Annotated in this window: 13 protein-coding genes; 6 read left to right on the forward strand and 7 right to left on the reverse strand. The window is 61.9% G+C overall.

Annotated features, from left to right (window positions below; translation table 11 throughout):
* The first annotated feature begins 274 nt into the window (after nt 1–274).
* Nucleotides 275–1,021, forward strand: coding sequence for a GAF and ANTAR domain-containing protein (locus tag HK108_RS15260; protein ID WP_181272135.1), 747 nt, complete (start codon nt 275–277; stop codon nt 1,019–1,021).
* Between the two features lie 103 nt (nt 1,022–1,124).
* Nucleotides 1,125–1,355, forward strand: a complete 231-nt coding sequence (locus HK108_RS15265; RefSeq protein WP_139468339.1) for a hypothetical protein — start codon at nt 1,125–1,127, stop codon at nt 1,353–1,355.
* A 12-nt stretch (nt 1,356–1,367) separates the two neighbouring features.
* On the opposite strand, the gene HK108_RS15270 is transcribed toward HK108_RS15265, so the two are convergent.
* Entirely contained in the window at nt 1,368–2,369 is a 1,002-nt protein-coding gene (locus HK108_RS15270; protein ID WP_181272136.1) for an ABC transporter substrate-binding protein, read from the reverse strand.
* 152 nt (nt 2,370–2,521) lie between these two features.
* Between HK108_RS15270 and HK108_RS19140 the strand changes: the two genes are divergently transcribed.
* Complete coding sequence (locus HK108_RS19140; RefSeq protein ID WP_181272137.1) at nt 2,522–3,247, forward strand: helix-turn-helix domain-containing protein; 726 nt, start codon at nt 2,522–2,524, stop codon at nt 3,245–3,247.
* Between the two features lie 55 nt (nt 3,248–3,302).
* Here the strand turns inward: HK108_RS19140 and HK108_RS15280 are convergent, their stop codons facing one another.
* Genes HK108_RS15280 through HK108_RS15300 form a run of 5 tightly spaced genes read right to left on the reverse strand, consistent with a single transcriptional unit; the run spans nt 3,303 to nt 9,573 of the window.
* Nucleotides 3,303–5,102 (reverse strand): ABC transporter ATP-binding protein, encoded by a 1,800-nt coding sequence (locus HK108_RS15280; protein WP_181272138.1) that lies wholly within the window; start codon nt 5,100–5,102, stop codon nt 3,303–3,305.
* Nucleotides 5,102–6,019 carry an ABC transporter permease gene (locus HK108_RS15285; protein WP_219922484.1) on the reverse strand — a complete coding sequence of 306 codons (918 nt, stop codon included), beginning with the start codon at nt 6,017–6,019 and terminating at the stop codon, nt 5,102–5,104. The genes HK108_RS15280 and HK108_RS15285 overlap by 1 nt, the downstream gene beginning before the upstream one ends.
* Nucleotides 6,016–6,969, reverse strand: a complete 954-nt coding sequence (locus HK108_RS15290; RefSeq protein ID WP_181272139.1) for an ABC transporter permease — start codon at nt 6,967–6,969, stop codon at nt 6,016–6,018. The genes HK108_RS15285 and HK108_RS15290 overlap by 4 nt, the downstream gene beginning before the upstream one ends.
* A gap of 1 nt (nt 6,970) precedes the next feature.
* The gene (locus HK108_RS15295) at nt 6,971–8,518 is read right to left on the reverse strand and encodes an ABC transporter substrate-binding protein (RefSeq protein ID WP_181272140.1); all 1,548 of its coding nucleotides are present in this window, start codon (nt 8,516–8,518) and stop codon (nt 6,971–6,973) included.
* Nucleotides 8,519–8,529: 11 nt separating this feature from the next.
* Nucleotides 8,530–9,573: a TetR/AcrR family transcriptional regulator gene (locus tag HK108_RS15300; protein ID WP_229664204.1), complete on the reverse strand. Its 1,044-nt coding sequence runs from the start codon at nt 9,571–9,573 to the stop codon at nt 8,530–8,532.
* Nucleotides 9,574–10,271: 698 nt separating this feature from the next.
* On the opposite strand from HK108_RS15300, the gene HK108_RS15305 reads away from it, so the two are divergent.
* Nucleotides 10,272–11,492 carry a stealth family protein gene (locus HK108_RS15305; protein WP_181272141.1) on the forward strand — a complete coding sequence of 407 codons (1,221 nt, stop codon included), beginning with the start codon at nt 10,272–10,274 and terminating at the stop codon, nt 11,490–11,492.
* A gap of 30 nt (nt 11,493–11,522) precedes the next feature.
* Here HK108_RS15305 and HK108_RS15310 read toward each other — a convergent pair whose 3' ends face one another.
* Nucleotides 11,523–12,989: a polysaccharide pyruvyl transferase family protein gene (locus HK108_RS15310; protein ID WP_229664205.1), complete on the reverse strand. Its 1,467-nt coding sequence runs from the start codon at nt 12,987–12,989 to the stop codon at nt 11,523–11,525.
* Between the two features lie 215 nt (nt 12,990–13,204).
* Here HK108_RS15310 and HK108_RS15315 point away from each other — a divergent pair, with 215 nt between their 5' ends.
* Nucleotides 13,205–16,618, forward strand: coding sequence for a CDP-glycerol glycerophosphotransferase family protein (locus HK108_RS15315; protein ID WP_229664206.1), 3,414 nt, complete (start codon nt 13,205–13,207; stop codon nt 16,616–16,618).
* A 38-nt stretch (nt 16,619–16,656) separates the two neighbouring features.
* Nucleotides 16,657–18,468, forward strand: coding sequence for a glycosyltransferase (locus HK108_RS15320; RefSeq protein ID WP_181272142.1), 1,812 nt, complete (start codon nt 16,657–16,659; stop codon nt 18,466–18,468).
* Nucleotides 18,469–18,516: the final 48 nt, after the last annotated feature.

An 18,516-nucleotide genomic window follows, 5' to 3' on the forward strand; every position in this document is an offset into this window, starting at 1 on the left:
CCATCGAGTGTATGAACCCATGCTGACACTGTTTCAGGCGGCTCGGTAGGGGTGTTGCCCGGTATGCCGATCGTGTCATCGTGTCCCAGCCTGACCGCCTGAACAATTGCCCGGAACCGATTTTGGGCATATCACCAGCCTTGAGTAAGATATTGCAAGGTCAAGCAGGCGGCCTCCAGATGTGAGGACCCCTGATTGTGTATCGCCTTCCCCTTCACCCGCAGATTCTCGCGCGGACCATCCATGCCAGCGGCTCAGAACTGAACCGCAGACGTTGAAGGACACCGTTGCTGCGTCCGACCCCCACCGCGAATCGGTCGCAGAACTCCTCATCAGACTCCTTGCCTCAGAAGACGAGCTCGGCAGCTTCGTGGATGAGCTCGCATTCATGGCCGCCGCCGAAATCGGTCAGGACTCTCAGGTCTCGTGCGGGATCATGTTGGTCCGCAACAGACGCAGCACCATTGTCTGCGGCAGCGACGACGCAGCGAGACGATTCGAAGACATCCACACCTACCTCGGAGCGGGACCGCGTGTGGAGGCGAAGAAGACCGGTGCGATCATCTGCGTCGAGGACGCCGAGGAAGAGAAGCGCTGGCGAGACTTCATGGAGATCGCTGTGCTTCACGATCTGCGAAGCTTGGTGGCGGTCCCGCTCGGCATCGACGACACTGCGCAAGCGGTCATAACCTTCTACGCCATGCAACCCCACAGCTTCGGGGAGCCGACGCTGTCGGCCGTGCAGAGATTCGTGGAACCGGTGAAGAGGTCGTTGCGAGTGGCGGTCCGAACCGCCCGCTTCGCCGAGGCAGCCGAACACCGACAGCGGGCGATGGAATCGCGCACCGTCATCGACGTGGCCATCGGAATCACGATGGCCCAGGCGGCCTGCAGCCAGGATGAAGCTGTCACCATTCTCAAGAGGGCCTCATCGCATCGCAATATCAAACTGCGCACGCTCGCCGGAGAACTCGTCAACTCACTCGGTCAGCCCGAGCCGATCACGCCGTTCACCGAGTGAGTGACCGGCCTTCCAGCGGATTGTCGAAATGTTCGGTCGACGCACTCGAGACCACCCCGTAGACTGATTCTTCATCCGCGCACTCCAGCGAAAGGTGATCCGAATGTCAACCGACGACAACAGCACCGACGGCAGCACCGCCGACAGCATGCGCAAGGCAACGGAGAATCTCGACCACGAAGCCGGAGGCGCACCTTCGTCCGAGTATCTCGACAAGGTCGACCCCGACGACTTCGGCCGGAAAGACGAGACCGGCGATGATGAGAATCGCGAGGACGAGGAGAACGCCGACGAGGAGGACGAGCCGGCTGATACGCCGCCGACAGATCGCTGAACGCCTTCGTCGTCACTGCGTCGCGGGGAACATCTCCTCAACGATGTCGAGCAGAGCCATCGCCTCGTCATAGTCGCCGCGCATCGACCAGTACGGGAGATCGTGGACCTGACCGGATTCGAAAGCTGGGATGCGATCGTACGGCGTTTCGTCCTTGAGGTCGTCGACGCCGATGCTCGCATTATTGAAGCCGACCACGAAGACCGTCTCGGAGCGAAGAACATCAGGCAGCACCTCGAGCGAGGGCCCGAACATGTCTCCGCCCGCAGTGTAGGGTTCGATGTCGTTCTCTTCGAACAGCGGAGCAGTCGTGAAGCCGAGCGGTTTCAGCTCCGCCGACAGGCTCTTGTCCTCGATGAGGATATAGGGAGTGTCCTTGCTGTCGAGCGTGAGGATGGAGATCTCTCCCTCGGGGATTGAGATGGTGTCCTTCACCTCGGCAACTCGGTCCTCATAGGCTGACTCGAACTTCTCATAGTCCGCCTGTCGGCCCAACACGTCGGAGGCAATGAAGGAGAACTGGTCCTGCCAGGTCTGCTTGTCTCCTGATACGAGTACCGTGGGCGCCACTTCCTGCAGTCTGTCGTAAGAGTCGGTCGCGTGCTTGAGTGGGAATCCGATCCCTCCGGCGATGATGAGGTCGGGCTCGGCCTCGATGATGGCTTCGAGATCGAATCCATCGTTGCTCCACGGCAGGAACTCAGTCCCCTGCGCCTCAGCCTTCTCAGCCCAGAACGGTGAGAACTCCCCGTCGGTTTCCGTGACCTCGGGAGTCGTTCCCACGACCGGCACGTCGAGGTCGAAGAGATAACCGGCGAGAGCGTAGTTGAGCACAACCACCCGCTGCGGATCGGCCGGGACCTCGACCCTGCCCTGTTCGGTCGCGACCGTACGGGTCTCCGATCCGTTCGCCGAGGGACCAGTCTCGGACGTATTCGTGGGACCTGCACAGGCGGTAATGAGCAGAAGACTTGCACCCATGAAGAGCGCACTGATTCGACGGAGCAGGGACATTGACTACCTCGATTGACGGGTACGGACTAGACTCGAAGAACATAGCCCAGCCTAACCAAAGTTCTCGTCTCACTTACGACAAAGGCGACATCATCACCCGACCAACACGACACGCTCGTCTGCGACGAGACGACAGCGGGACGGAACGACCAGTGCTCCTCACCGGGCATGATTGGCACAGCCATTCATACCCTCTGCTCATCCATGTCATCAGCGGGTCCGTCGACGTCCATCTGCGCGGGCGCAGGTTCGAACCGACGCATCTCGGCCTCGTCTCCGAATCCAGCCTGTGGCTGGGCTCAGGTGTCGACCACTTGGTCACAACGAGATCGGACTCCATCATGCTCGGCCCACGATTGTCACCGCAGACGGAACCGCCCGAAGGGTTCCTCCATATCCGCCGGTCAACCGCCATCCGCGAAACCGCCCTGCTCATCCTCGCCTCGTCTCCGAACAGCGAGGCCGAGCGCCGGCCGCTCAGGGAAGCCCTCGACGCAGAGCTGGGCACCTTCGCCGTCGATGACTTCCCGATTCCGGAACCGCAATACCGCGCAGTCCAAGCGATCGCGAACGACCCCATGAGCCTGATAGTGCCGTTGACCGCCGTCGCCGAGCGACATTCGATGAGCAAACGACACGTCGAACGGATCATCAAAGACGACCTGGGCATGTCTTTCGTGCAGTGGAGGACGCGGAGGCGACTCAACCTTGCTCTGCGCAGAATCCGCGCAGGATTCACAGTTGCGTCCGCTGCCCGATCCGTCGGCTACCTCGGATCCGATGGGCTCATCAGGGCGATCAGTCGCCTCACCCACCTCACCCGCGAAGAGCTCTCCGGCGACCTGGCGGGTGCGGTCGCGGACTCCCGCACAAGGTGACCGATACTCCGGCTATCGCCGCTCGTGGTGACCGCCGGCCTACCGGACAGCCCCCTCAGAACTTCGGCACGTCGGCGATCAGCGCCCGCGTGTACTCGTGCGATGGATCCTCGAGCACCGAGGCGGTTGGTCCGTAGTCGACGATCTTGCCCTTGTTGAGCACCGCGAGGTTGTCGGCGATATGCCGCGACAGCGCGATGTTGTGAGTGACGAAGAGCATCGCCAGCTGACGTTCCTCCCGCAGGGTGCGCAGCAGCGCCACGATCGACGCCTGCACGCTGACGTCGAGTGCCGAGGTGATCTCGTCACAGACCATCACCGACGGCGCGTTGACCAGCGCTCGAGCAATCGCGGCCCTCTGCCGCTCACCGCCGGAGAGGTCACCGGGACGCCGGTGATAGAACGACCGTCCCAGCCGCACCGAATCGAGTGCTTCCTCGACGGCGGCTTTCCGGCTGGCGGCCGTACCGTTACCGCTCATCTCCAACGGCACCGTCAACGACTGACCGATCGATCGCCGCGGGTTGAGCGAGGAGAAGGGCGACTGGAACACGTATTGGATGCCCACGCGCTGTTCGTTCGTGCGTTTGCGCGTCGACCGTGCAAGCTCCGTTCCCCGCAGCTTCACCGCTCCTTGGTAGTCGTCGTTGAGCCCGGCCACGCACTGTGACAGTGTCGTCTTGCCCGATCCCGATTCGCCGAGCAGCATCGTGCACTCCCCCGGCTCCAGGACCATATTGATCCCGTCGAGGATCTGCGCCTTCCCGTAGGCGAGCGCCACATCCTTGACCTCGAGCAGAGGCGCATTCGCCGAGGCAGACTTGCCCATCTCCTCCACATCGGAGACATCAGAATCAACCGCCGAGGCGGCCGCCACGTCAGCATCGGACCGATCCGATCCCGAGTCGGCGAGCTTCTCCCCCGTCGACACGAGGATATGTGTCTTCTCATCAGCCTCGGCGACGGCTTTCGCTTCCGCGGCCCCGTCGCCGATGGTCTTGCGTCCGGCAAGATCGGGCACAGCCGCCATAAGCATCTTCGTGTACTCATGCTGGGGGCGTTCGAGCACCGCCGACACCGGGCCTTCTTCGACGAGGTCGCCGCGCAGCATCACAGCCACCCGGTCGGAGATGTCCTTGATCACCGCAAGATCGTGGGTGATGTAGAGACCGGCGACGTTGTTCGCCACCGTCATCTGCCGGATCGTGTCGAGCACGACCGACTGCGTGGACACGTCCAGGCCGGTGGTCGGTTCGTCGAGGATGAGCACGTCCGGGTACATGGCGAAGGCCATGGCGATGCCGATGCGCTGCTGCTGACCGCCGGACAGCTGATGCGGCCACCTCTTCTGATAGGCACGATCCCCGGGGAGCCCGACGTCGACGAGCACCTCGGCGACGCGATCAGTTCGCTCACGATCCGAGGCTCCGAAGTCGTGGATGTCGAGGACCTCCCGGATCTGCTCGCCCACGCGCATGGCCGGGTTGAGCGAGAGCGCCGGGTCCTGAGGGATGTACGCGATTCGGGATCCGCGCAGATCGCGCAGGGCCACCTCGTCGAGGTCGCCGACCTCAAGGTGGGTGGCGTCGCCCCGCGGCCAGATGCTCACGGACCCGGACCCGAACTTCAGGCCCTCCCGGAAGTGCCCCATGCAGGCCAGACCAGCCGTGGTCTTACCGGAACCCGACTCCCCCACTAGCCCGAGGATCTCGCCTCGGGACAGGGCGAAGTCGACGCCGTGAAGGATCTCGTCGCCGGCGTTCGTGAGCACGCGCAGGTCGCTGACGCGCAGAACGATCTTCTCGTTCGGTTCGTTCGCATCATCGTGGCGAACGGTCTCTGTCTTCGGGCTCATCATGCCTCCACGGATGTCGATGCGGTGGCTCGGGCGAAGGAGTCCGCGAGCAGGTTGGTGCCGATGGTCAGCAGTGCGATCGCGATGACCGGCAGCAGCACACCCCAAGGTTGGATGGACAGGGCGATTCGGTTCTCGTTGATCATCAGACCCCAGTCGGCCGCGGGCGGCTGCAGACCGAGTCCGAGGAACGACAGCGACGCGATGTAGCCGATCGAATAGGTCAGACGCAGTCCTGCCTCCACGCTCAACGGACCGGTGATGTTAGGGAGCAGCTCACGGATGAGCACCTTCCACCGGGGCATCGCATACATCTCCGCGGCCTTGATGTAGTCCTCGGTGATGACGCCCAGGGTCGCGGACCTCGCGACACGGGCGATGCGTGGTGCGTGGGTGAGGCCGATGACGGTCACGAGCACCCACCCCTGCGGGCCCAACACGGTGATTGCCAGGAGGGCGAACACGAGCTGCGGGATGGCGAGTATGACGTCGTTGAGCCGCATGATCACGGCGTCGAAGGTTCCTCCGACATAGGCGGCGAGCATGCCGATGATCGCACCGACGACCATGCCGAGCGCCGTGGCGAGCACTCCGTAGACGATGAGTGTCACTCCGCCGGCGAGGAACCGGGAGAACACATCGCGGCCGAGGTTGTCCGAGCCGAACAGGCCGTAGGGACTGAACGGCTTCGTGACGAACTCGGTGGCGGTGTTGCCGGTCGCCCAGGGCAGCAGCAGCGGACCGCACAGGGCGAGCGCGACGACGACCACGGTGATGATCAGGCCGATCTTGCCCTGTTTCTGGGCGAGCACCCGCTTGTAGAAGGGAACGTAGGTGGTGGCGGATTCCTTGGGCACCTCAGCGGCATCCGTGGCCGCGGACTTGAGGTCATCAAGGCTGTTGGCGTCGGTGCTCATGCTGCGCTCCTGAGTTTCGGGTTGGTGAGGATGCCGACGACGTCGGCCGCCAGGTTCACCACGACGTAGACGGCGGCGACGAGCATGGAGATCGCCTGGACGACCTGCACGTCACGGTAGGTGACCGCATCGATGAGTGCTTGGCCGAGCCCCGGGTAGCGGAACAGGAACTCGACGACGACCACTCCGCCGGCCAGCCAGGCCAGCTGGATCGCGACGACCTGAGCGACCGGTCCGAGTGCGTGGGGCACGGCGTGGCGCATGATCACGCGCTTCTCCGGGACACCCTTGAGCCTGGCCATCTCGACGAAGCCGGAGTCGAGGACTTCGATCATCGTCGCTCGCATCATCCGCACGATGTAGGGGGTGACGACGAGGACGAGTGTCAGGGTCGGCAGGATGAGCTGCTCCGGCCGGTTCCACACGGGTTCTCCCGGCGGGGCCAGGGTGACGGCCGGCAGGATCTGGAATACCGAAGTGGCGAAGATGGCGATGAGGCCGATGCCGATGACGAACTCGGGCATGGCCGCCAGCACGAGGCTGACCCCGGTCATCGCTTGGTCGCGGCGCTTCCCGCGGTGCAGCGCCTGAAAGACGCCGAGTCCGATGCCCAAGGGGACGGAGATAATCGCGGCCAGTCCCATGAGGATGAAGGAGGCCCCGATCCGATCACCGAGGAGTGCCCCGACGGAACCTCCCGTCGCCGAGGAGGTTCCGAAGTCGCCGACGAAGAGTCCTCCCAGCCAGGTGAAGTACCGCTGCCAGGCGGGTTGGTCGAGTCCCAGCTGTTCGTTCAGGGCCGCGATGCGCTCCGGGGTGGCCTGTTGGCCGAGGATCGCCCGGGCGGCGTCGCCGGGCAGCAACAGGGTGGCGCCGAAGACGAGCAGGGAGACTGCGATGAGGATGAATGCGGAGAAGAGCAGCCGCTTACCGATGACTTTTCCGAACATGTCAGACCTCTCCGATCCATACGCGGTCGAATCTCCAACCGCTCAGGGGTCGTCCTGTTGAGTTGGGGACGAGCCCTCCGACGTACTTCTGGAAGGCGTCGACCTGGTTGGCGAAGCCCCAGACGATGTAGCCGCCTTCGTCGTAGAGCATCTTCTGCAGCTCGTGCTCCAAGTCCCGGCGCTCCCCGGCGTCAGGGATGGCCCGGGCCTTGTCGAAGACCCTGTTGAACTGCGGGTCGTCCCAGTGGGTTTCGTTGAACGGCGACTCCGCCAGGGAGCAGGAGATGACCTGCGGCATGAAGTCACGTGTGTACCAGAAGTCCTGTGCGAAGTCCCATTGGAGGTATCCGTCGCCGAAGAACGTGGTGGCGTCGACCTTGCGGATCTTGACCCGGATTCCGGCGTCGGCGGCCTGCTGGGCGAAGACCTGGGCGGCCTCGACTGCTCCGGATTGGATGGGGGCAGTGACGAGTTCGACGTCGAGTCCGTCAGGGTAGCCCGCCTCGGCGAGGAGCTTCTTCGCTTTGTCCAGGTCCTGTTTGCGCTGCGGGAATTTCGGGTAGTTCTCACTCAGCGGGCCGAACATGTCGTTGCCCAGGGTGCCGTAGCCGGAGAGCACCTGCTCGATCATCTGTTCGCGATCGACGACGAGCCGGAAGGCTTGTCGGACCTTGACGTCGTCGAAGGGCTTCTTGTCCACGCGCATGGTGAAGGGCAGCCACATGCCAGTCTTCGAGTTGAGGATGGACATGCGCTCATCGGCGGCGATGACTTCGACGAGGGCGAGTGGGATGCCGGCGATCGCGTCCACCTGGGTGGACAGTAAGGCGTTGATGAGGGCGTCGTCGTCGTTGAAATTGAGCACCTCCACCTCGTCGAGGTACATCTTGTCGAAGTCGAAATAGTGCTCGTTGGGCACGAGCACCGTCGACTGGGCGGCGGTGAAGGATTTGAGTTTGAACGGTCCCGAGCACACCGGGTTCTCCGGGTCGTAGCCGACGGGGACGATGGCGGCGGTGTATTCGGCGACGGCGTCCTTGAACAGGCCGTTGGGTTCGCTGAGTCGGAATTCGACGGTGCGGTCATCTTTGGCGACGACTTTCTCCAGCATGGAGAAGTTTGCGGCCGCAGTCTTCGGATCGTCGGGGTCATTGATCCGCTCGAAGGTGAACACGACGTCTTCGGAGGTGATCGGCTTGCCGTCGGAGAACTTGATGCCGTCCTTCAGCGTGCACGTCCACACGGTGGAGTCGGAGTTGGCTTTGATCGATTCGGCCAGCAGCGGCACGACCTGGGAGTCGTCGTCCCAGCCGTAGAGGGCGTTGTAGAGGTTGACGGCTCGGCAGACGTCGCCGTTGTTGACGGGGATGTGGGCGTCGACGGTGTCCGCGGAGTTGCCGCCGGTGACACCGACGCGCAGGGTTCCGCCTTTGACGGGCTTGCCGGCGTCGGCGGCACCGACTTCCCTGCCGCCGCAGGCGCTCAGCCCGGCGACTCCAGCCACGGCTAGGCCTGCGCCCAGCGCTTGTCTTCGGTTCGGTGTGTTCATGTGCCTTCTTCCTAGGACGTCGGGCCGAGTCGGCCGGCTGCGGCGGCCCGGTCTGACTTCGGGTGTCGGGTGTCGTCGGTGGACGCGTCGTTGTTGAGGATGTGAGCGGCGAGGTAGTTCTCGAGCATGGTCAGTGCCTCGTCATCGGTGATGGGCATGTGCTCGGTGGTGCGGGCAACGCCGAGGCCGTCGATGAAGATCGACAGGGATTTCACCATCAGTGCGGTGTTGCCTTTCCGGATCGTTCCCGTGCGCTGGCCGCCGTCGATGACGGTGGTGATCATGTCCATCCATTCGCCGTAGACGGCGGTGAGGTTCGCACGGGCGCTTTCGTCGGTGGCTGCACGGGCCCAGCATTGGAGCCAGATCGACCACACTCTCCGGATCTTCGGGTCGACTCCGGCATGGATGCGTGCGAAATGACGGAGCACGCCGATGGGGTCGGCGGAATCGTTGAGGTGGCGGGTCTCGGCGATGACATCGAGGGAGTGGCGCAGGGCCGCCTGCAGCAGCTGGTCTTTCGTCCGGAAGTGGTAGTTCACCGCCGAGGCGCTCACCCCGGCCGCATCTGCGACGTCTTCAGTGCGGACCTTGTCGATGCCGAGATCGGCATAGAGGCGCCAGGCCGCAGCAATGATCTTCAGCCGATTGCGAGTGCCCTTCGACATCCAGTCCTGTTCGGAGGCCGGCCCGAGGGCCGCTCCCCCATCGGCTTGCGCCATGCGCGCATCACGCGCGAGATCTTCTGCGGAATCGTCGGCAGGTGATTCGCTGAGAACAGGAGGAACGTCGGCGACCATTGTTCGCCGAGGCGGCCGTGCCGTTCGCCCGGTCGTCAGCCAATCCGTGGTGACCCCGGTGAGTTCGGCGATGTGAGAGATCTCCTCGACCCGGAATTTTCGTGTTCCGGCGAGGGATTTCGACAGTTTGCTCGCGTCGAGGCCGATCTGTCGGGCGACTTCGCTGTGGTTGATTCCCGCGTCTCTGATGGCGATGCGGACACGACTGACCAGCGATTTCGGTGCGCTCTCAGCGCCTTCGCTCGTCGTGACCACCCAAACAGTCTGCACATTAGTTGCGATTTTGGCAAGACTTACTGGGGTTTTGAGTAGTTGATTGTGATGCTCGGGTGTGCCGACGAAGAGCATTTCGCAGACAGCAATCTTGAGGTTCATCAGCAAGTTGATACCCATTTATCGAGCAGGGACGATAGAGTCACATTCAACGAACCTTGGCGGTATCCCCTTATCACTGCCGCCGATCCCCTGATTCCGGTATAACGCAAGGAGGCGTTACCAGGATGTGGTACTCACCGTCGTCGGTGCGTTCGTTTCTCGCCGACAGGTTGACTCCCGAACGCAAGGCCTGGTTCTCTCGAACTCGTCATGGTGAACAGCCCTGGCAGAAACCGGCGTCTCTCAGACGTCGAGATTCGATACCGAGCCGATCCCCGACAAAGCCGTCGACCTTTGACGCTCGTAGCGAACAGACCGAGGCGCTCTCAGCAGTGCGCTCTGCCTTGGCGGATTCCGACATCGAATTCGCTGAGATTCCCCGGCTGAGCCACTTCCGCCCGACTCTGGTCGTCGATGCAGAGAACACCAATGCAGTCGTGTCTGCCTTGCTCGGTCTTCCGAATGAGGGAAACGATGCGAGGGACGGGAATGAAACCTGGTCGGTCCGGTTCCGCAATGTCCGAGGCGCGATGCTGAGCCGACGAACTGCTCGCGAACGCCCGGCCCGGATCGGCAGCGTGACGTGCCTTCGGCGCCTCCGCGCAGTCAACGGCAGAGAACTCACCACCTCGGCGCTGACCATCACAATCGAACTGTGGAAGAAGGTGGGCGATAACGCGCCACGAGCCGACGGGGCCAATCACCTGCCGGGGACTCTGGTCCGACGCCAGAATGATCACTCTCTCACCGTCGACTACATCGAACCGACGGTCTGGCATGCTGCCGTCACCAACAACAGTCGGCTCAGACTGCCGGCACCTCATCTTCGAGTGCTCAGCGAACCGGTCGACGCCGTCTACACCTGGGTCGACGGCTCCGATCCCAAATGGCGCGCGCGGATGCAGGCCGCTCGAGACGGTGCTGACCTGAGAACGAACGCGCCGAGCTCCGTCTCTGACTCTCGGTTCACTTCACGCGATGAACTGCGCTTCTCTCTGCGTTCGCTCGAATACTATGCATCGTGGGTGCGTCGGATCTTCATCGTCACGGACGGGCAGATTCCATCGTGGCTGAACACCGACGATCCGAAGATCACTGTGGTCGACCACCGCGACATCTTCTCCGACCCCAGCGTGCTTCCCGTCTTCAATTCGCACGCCATCGAATCGCAGCTGCATCACATTCCGGGACTGGCCGACCACTACCTCTACCTCAATGACGACTGCTTCTTCCTCCGCCCGACCGACCCGGAGCTGTTCTTCACCGCGAACGGCCTGACCCGGCACTTTCCCTCGGCAGTGCCCGTCGATATCGGCAGTTGGACCCCCCGGGACCTCCCCATCATCTCAGCGGCGAAGCGAGGGAGGGACTACGTTCTCGAGAAGTACGGTCACACAATCACCCATCGGTTCAAACACACCCCTCACCCACAGCTGCGAACGGTTCTTGAGGCGATGGAATCCGAAGAGCCCGATCTGTTCGCCACTGTCGCGGCGTCACCTTTCCGTGCTCCGGAAGATGTCTCCATCCCGTCATCCCTGCACCACTTCGATGCGTTTGCAAGAGGCATGTCCGTGGAAGGACGCATCGGGTATCAGTTCGTCGACCTCGCCGAGGAGGACCTCGAGCTGCGGTTGCTCAGAGTCGCCCGACGTACCGATCTGGATGTCTTCTGCCTCAATGAGACCGACCTGCCGGAAGGCTCTGAGGAAAGAGTCGATCAGCTCGTGGCTCGTTTCTTCGATGATCGTTTCCCGGTACCGTCAAGCTTCGAGAACGACCGGCCCTCGAATAGTTAGAAGCCGTGAGGCCGCAGACCGGTAGTGGTCTCATCTGGGACGACGCCGACCGATCATATTCTTCACGCTGAGTGGAATTCCCAAAAGTTTGTTGAGCCTCCGGTCGGTCCGATTCGCCGTGGCGCGGACTTCTGCCGCCGACGCCTGTGACCTCTTCAAGGCGGCTTCGGTCCTCGCAAGTCGTTTCTCAAGGTCACGTACACGCTTCTCGAGCTCGGCAGACCAGCCTGACCCGGTCCCGGATTTCAGCCCTTTCTGGGTCTTCTTGAGGGCAAGGTAGCGCTGCTGCAGCACTACGGCCATACGGACGAACTCCGGTGGACGATCCTGCCACAGACTCGTCTGCGGTTCGGGGAACTCAGTGGCGTCGAGTCGGCGACCGTAGTCGGCCAGGGCCTCTTCCTGGCCGGGTTCGTAGATGTGCGAGAAACCGTTGGCGTGGATGAAGTCAGCCAGTCGGTCGAATCGTTCAGGCTGGCCGCGGTTGAATTCGGAGAAGTCGGCCCTCTCGTAGAGTTCGGCGACCGTCAGCGGTGCTTCCTCCACGGTCAGGTCGATGGCCGGAACACCGTGGTATCTCGACAGTTCAAGCGTCCGACCGTCATGAGCGAGGACGATTCCGGGAGTGCCGGCGAGGATGCCTGCGACGTTTCCGTGGATGCGGGGTCCGAACGAGAAGCTCAGCTCACCCATCCTGCGCATCCACTCTGGAGCATCCAGCTGGAACTGGGCCTTCTTCTCCGTGAACTGAGGATGGCTCCGGTCCAGCGGCAGGCTTCGATCATGCCCCTGGTAGGGGTCAGTGCCCCACAGCATGAACTCCAGCGTGGCGAGATCCTGTGGCATATACGTGGCGTCGTAGTTCGACTCTGCGTCGCGGATGAGTTCTCTGCCGAAGGGATTGTTCGTCTGCAGGTTGTAGGCGATCGGCGATCCCGACGGCAGCGCGTCGGGTTTGTCCACCCGATGCCCGCGACCGTTCATCGTCATGGAGGGACACCCGACCACGATGACGTCCTTGAAACCGAGGGACTTGAGGTACTCCGCGGTCAGCTCTCCCCGCACTGTCAGCGCGCTGGATTTCTCCAAAACCGCCTTGGCGAATCGTCTGACCGTCGGTTCGATCTTCTTCAGCGCGGCGGGGTCGCCGTCGAGCGGAAGCTGAGCTCCGCCGGAGAGCATCAGGAAAGGGATTGTCAGTTTTTCGATGAAGTCGGTGGTGCGAGCCAGCTCTGCCTCGAACCCCGGTCGGAAGGCGTTGGCAAGCGGCAGAATGAAACCGTCGTACTCGTCATTGACCTTCGGCGCCATCGCGCCGTTGATCTTGTAGCGATTCGCGTCGACCACGGTGTCTGCTGTCGAGAACAGTTTGTGAGCGGCCATGCCGAAGATCAGGTTGCCGTTGTTTCGCCCGATGGTATTGCGATCGAGCGTATCGAAACCGTCGAAGACCTCGAACGGAGTCTTGCCCAGACGCATCAGAAATCGCTTGCTCATGTGCACGCCACCATTGGTCGTCGGTTGAGAGACGTCTTTGCCCTCGAGGCACACCCTAGTCCCTACCGATGGCTCGGGCCACCGTGGTCGAAACTCAGAGCTCTCCCACTTCGGTCGAATGTATTCGGCATCGCCTCCTGCCGGATGGGACGATGTGGACCTAGACTGGGACTGCGTGGAACATACCCGACAACGATGTTTTGGAGGAATCCACAGTGGAGTTGAGGAACCTCTTCGCCCGCTCGGCGATCAGAGTTCTGGGGACAGCCAGACGGACATTGAAGAAGGCGACGCGTACCTCAGCACGAACTCCCGCCTCCGGACCGGTGAACTCTGCCGGACTGGCTTCGCTCGACCTCGTTCAGGCCCAGAACCTGCTCCACATCGACCTCGCACCAGCCTCACCCGTCGTCCCGAGCGGACTGTGGGTGGAACATGACGAGGATCTGCACCGCATCGGCTCGCTGGAAGAGGTGGACTCCGACGCCGACGATAGCGGTGGCGCGGCTGTTCGAACGGCGACCATCGACCTCGATTCACTCATTGAGAACCTGTCCGACTGGACTTCGCCTCCGCCGCCAGGCGCCGATGGTGATGAGACAGCCGGATTCGTCCTGCGACTCTACGTCGAATATGCCGACTACGACGTGGACGAGATGCCGAGTTCCACCCTCGAGACCTCAAACGACGGCACGACTGTCGCTTTGGTCCGGCTCGGACGAGCCACAAGCACTCGCACTGAGAATCTCGCCTACCGTCGAGTCGGTTACCGCGATTGCTATCCGCTGGTCAACCGCAATGGTCACATCGCCATCGAGGTGGATCGTCCTCACCGCCCCTTTGCCGACGTTCGGAATGAGGGGCTGACGATCCGTGACGGCAGGCTTGAAATCGAGGGCCGGGTCATCGCACGGGGAACCGAATACTCAGACGCAACCCTCGTCGTGGTGGGCCGAACCTCGGGATTCCGTGCCACTGCCGACGTCGAACTCGCTCCCAATGACGAGCTGTCGGAACGACGCTTTGGACTCAACTACTACAGGTTCTCCGCAGCTCTCGACTTCAACGACCTCGTCGACGAGATCAGCGACGACAATGCCGACTTGTACCTCGACCTCGCCCCGGTCCTCGGCGATGAGCCCAAGCGCGCGCGAATCGGGAAGAGCCGTTACCTGGTCCGCTTCGGCACCACCGGCAGCACAGTGTCCTCCGGCAACAAGACCGTTTCCATCATTCCGTACTACACGTTCAAGGCGAAGTATCCGTCACTCCACCTCGAGACTTTCAACGCCTCTGCCTTTGACTATATGCATCGTCTGGTGGCAAACCGGCGGTCCTGGAATCCTCCGAAGTCGTCTGATCGCAAACCCGTCTGGTTGATCGGCGAACTGCCGTATAAGGCACAGGACAACGGACTCCAGTTCTTCCGATACATGCGGGACGAACATCCCGAAGTCGATGCCTACTACGTCATCGAGCCGGACTCCCCCGAACGGGTCAACCTCGACGGCTACGACAACGTCATCGACTTCCGTTCACATGACCACATCCAAGTGGCGCTTGCCGCCGACAAGATCATCGGAACCCACCACCCAGACTTCCTCTACCCGACGAGGGAGCCACAATTCGAGAGAGCGCTGCGGGCCGATAAGGTCTTTCTGCAGCACGGAGTCACCGCCGCCAAGTGGATGGTGCCCAACTACGGACGATACGTGCGTGGGTTCGACGTCGATCTCATCACCGTCTGCTCCGAACGAGAGAAGGAATTCTTCGTCAAGGATTTCGGCTATGCCCCTGAGCAGGTGGCAGTGACCGGCTTTGCCCGGTTCGATGCACTATTGGCAGACGACGTCGACGTCAATCCCGACCAGCTGATGATCATGCCGACCTGGCGTCCGTGGTTGCAGGACCCAGAGCGTTTCGTCGAGTCCGACTATTTTCAGAGATGGAAGTCCCTGCTGACCAGTGACCGATTGCGCGCCCTGATCGAAAAGTACGATCTCACACCGATCTTCTGTCTGCACCCGAACATGCAGCAGTTCAGTTCGCACTTCGATGGCCTCGGCATCCGAATCGTCGTCCAAGGCGAGATCGACGTCCAGCTGCTGCTCAAACAGAGCTCGATGCTCGTCACCGACTATTCGAGCGTCGCATTCGACTTCGCGTTCCTCCACAAACCCGTCGTCTACTACCAATTCGACGACCACCGCTTCGCCCAACCGCATGCGGACCCGGTGGCAGAATTCCCCGGACCTGTTGTCGCCGAAGAGGCTCGGGTCCTCGACGCGGTCGAGAGTGCGTATGAGTCTGGTGGGGCAATGGCTCCCGATTTCCGCAGGCGCGCCGACAGGTTCTTGGCTCACAGAGACACCTCCAGCCGAGAGCGCATCTTCGAAGCGATTCAGAACTCGACGAAACCTGATATCACCATGGCCGATCGGGTCCAAAGCGAAACGGCACAGTCGGTCTACCGGGTCGCGCGGAGAAACAGGTACTACCTGCCGGTGATGAAGCGACTCTACAAGCTGATGCGTCTGGCTCCGCTCGACGAGCAGACGATCGTCTTCGAGACCGGGCAGGGGAAGCAGTACGCCGACAGTCCTCGGGCAATCCACGAGGAACTCATCCGACAGGGCGACACCCGACGAAAGGTGTGGATCTACCATAAGCGACTTCCCGTGACCGACCAGCACACAACGGTGGTCAAGCGTCACTCCCCCGCCTTCTTCTGGCATCTCGCGACGGCGAAGTACTGGATCAACAACCACAACTTCCCCAACTACATTCACCGCAGGGATCAAGGCGTGTACATCCAGACCTGGCACGGGACACCGCTGAAGCGGATGTTCCTCGACCAGGACAATTTCTACGGCCGCGATCCAGGGTATGTCGACCGTGTCAAAGAAGCATCGGCACAGTGGAATGCCTTGGTGTCTCCGTCGCCCTACGCCACCAAGGCAATGCGATCGTCCTATGGATACACAGGCGAGGTCTATGAACTGGGGTACCCGAGAAACGACGTCTTGAGAGGTCCGGACACGGATGAGATCAGGGCCGGCGTCCGCCGTCGTCTCTCGATACCCCGGGAGCGCACCGTCGTGCTCTACGCGCCGACCTTCCGCGATGACCAGCCCACAACCCGAGGCCGCTTCGCATTCCAGTGGCCCTTCGATCCGCAGGACTTCGTGGAACGATTCGGCGACGACGTCACCCTCCTCGTTCGCACCCACTTCCTCATTAATACGAAGCTCGAAATACCGGAGGAGCTGAAGGCCCACATCATCGATGTCAGCGGATTCCCCGACATCAATGAGCTCTTCCTGGCCAGCGACATGCTGGTCACCGACTACTCCTCGTCGTTCTTCGACTATTCGGTCCTCGAGCGTCCCATCATCTTCTTTGCCTATGATCTCGAGAACTACCGGGACAATCTGCGCGGTTTCTATCTCGACTACGAAACGGAGCTGCCTGGACCGGTGGCCACAACATCGGCAGCGCTGTTCGCCGAAATCGACAGAGCATCCTCGGTGACGGAAGAGGACAGAGAACGACTGCGATCGTTTGCGAAACAGTACGCCCCCAACGATGACGGACACGCGGCAGCGCGAGTCATCGATCAACTTCTGTAGGACCGCGGGCAACGGCCCGGGCACGATGTGGAGGAACGATGTTCTCACGGCGTAAGAAGTACCTGCCCGAGGCAACTGTCTACGGACTCATCGGCGGAATCCCGAAGACGTTCGGCGGCAGAACCGGTGTGTGTCTGCAGAGAGCTGATGCATTCGCAGAACTCGACGGTCGGCACGTCGAGATCCTGACGCTCTCCCCGCGGAACGACGATCCGGAGGCTCTGACCGCTCGGTTGCGCGGCGAAGGGAGGATCGGCAAGAAGGTCACTGTTCGCAGTGTGTGGGCCGACCTGAGGCGAGCCTCCCCGCACGACTTGGCGCAGATCGCGTCTCACTCGACGGAGTCAATCACCATCGATCCCGCCAAGCTTCCCGACTTCGACGGAAAGCCGGAGATCAAAGAACTGGATGATTCAGGAAAGACGCTTCGGTCCGATCGGTTCAGGGAGGACGGGTCCCGGTATTTCAGCTACCGCCTCGGCGGCGAAAACGAGACGAAGAGCGTTGCAATCTTCGACACACGTGGTCGACCCATCGCCCAGTGGAACGAGCAGTACGAACTCTACTTCGCATGGTTCGACTGGCTCATCGGCTCGGAGCAGGCGATCATCATCAACGACGGCCCTCCCCTGGCCCGCTACCTTCACCAGTACCAGCGGGAGAACGTCATCCTGGTGCAGACTATCCACAGCAAACATTCGGCTGACCCGACCAAGCGCTCGGAAAGGCTCGGATGGACCTATACGCCCGCGCTGAAGAATGTCGATCGCTTCGATCTCTTCGCCGTACTCACTCAGTCACAGCACTCTGACCTCACCGATCTGAACTACATCATGGACAATGCGGCGGTTCTTCCGAACATGACTGCCGCGACACCGATGCGCCGGATCAAGCCACGGTCACCGGGCACTGGTGTGATGCTTGCCCGAACCACGTTCCTCAAGCGGATCGACCACGCCATCACCGCTGTGCACAGTGCGAGGCAGTCGGGCACGGACGCTATCCTCGATATCTACGGAGTAGCGGACGAAGCGCAGGAGCCGCTGGAGACTCTCATCGAGGAATTGGACACGCATGGCACCATCGCTCTCAGAGGGTTCGACCCCCGCGCCAAGCAGAAGTTCGAGCAGGCGTCGTTTACTCTGCTCACCAGTGAATATGAAGGCCAGCCCTTGGTTCTTCTCGAAAGCATGGCTGCCGGGTGCATTCCCATCTCCTACAACATCAAATACGGACCTGCAGACATCATCACCGACGGCGTCGACGGATTCCTCGTCCCCGACGGTGATATCGATGCCATGGCCCGCCGAATCAAAGACCTCCACACCATGGACGAGCAGAAACTGATGCAGATGAGACAGGCCGCGATCCGGCGCGTCGGTGATTTCTCTCCGGAGAAGATCACCCAACTGTGGGGTGCCGCACTGACGCGTGCAGTATCGAACAAGCAACGACCGGCCGAAGTCGACGGGAACGCACGCCTGTCCAGCGTCAGAATCGTGGATGGAGAATTGGCTCTGCGGGTGGTGCTCGGCGGAGATGCTGCATCCGGTCCCGAATGGGCTCTGCTGTCGTGGACCGAGAGAAAGGGCGGACGATTCGGTCGACTGCCGGCCCGACTTGAGCAGGTCGGCGGCGAGACTCAGGTCGTCACGACTGCTCACGCGGATGACTTCGCCGCCGTCGACCATGGGCACATCGACTTCTGGATCGATCTGAGAGTCGCCGGCCATCCCTGCAGGCTCCGCATCAAGGGGGCCGGCGACCTCGAACCCCAGCCGTTGGGCCATTTGGAGGTGTATGCGACGAGGTTCGGCAGCCTCAGCCTCCGGTTTCCTGCGCTCGACTAGTTTGCCCACTATCCATCCGGTCTTCTGCCTGCGGGAACCGGATTTTGC

Source organism: Brevibacterium sediminis (assembly GCF_013623905.1).
GTDB lineage: Bacteria > Actinomycetota > Actinomycetes > Actinomycetales > Brevibacteriaceae > Brevibacterium > Brevibacterium sediminis.

What these genes read in the sequence shown, in the direction of transcription:
- HK108_RS15290 (WP_181272139.1), bottom strand. Translation starts at nt 6,969, where the DNA reads ATGTTCGGAAAAGTCATCGGTAAGCGGCTGCTCTTCTCCGCATTCATC.
- HK108_RS15265 (WP_139468339.1), top strand. Translation starts at nt 1,125, where the DNA reads ATGTCAACCGACGACAACAGCACCGACGGCAGCACCGCCGACAGCATG.
- HK108_RS15270 (WP_181272136.1), bottom strand. Translation starts at nt 2,369, where the DNA reads ATGTCCCTGCTCCGTCGAATCAGTGCGCTCTTCATGGGTGCAAGTCTT.
- HK108_RS15295 (WP_181272140.1), bottom strand. Translation starts at nt 8,518, where the DNA reads ATGAACACACCGAACCGAAGACAAGCGCTGGGCGCAGGCCTAGCCGTG.
- HK108_RS15280 (WP_181272138.1), bottom strand. Translation starts at nt 5,102, where the DNA reads ATGAGCCCGAAGACAGAGACCGTTCGCCACGATGATGCGAACGAACCG.
- HK108_RS15310 (WP_229664205.1), bottom strand. Translation starts at nt 12,989, where the DNA reads ATGAGCAAGCGATTTCTGATGCGTCTGGGCAAGACTCCGTTCGAGGTC.
- HK108_RS15320 (WP_181272142.1), top strand. Translation starts at nt 16,657, where the DNA reads ATGTTCTCACGGCGTAAGAAGTACCTGCCCGAGGCAACTGTCTACGGA.
- HK108_RS15285 (WP_219922484.1), bottom strand. Translation starts at nt 6,019, where the DNA reads ATGAGCACCGACGCCAACAGCCTTGATGACCTCAAGTCCGCGGCCACG.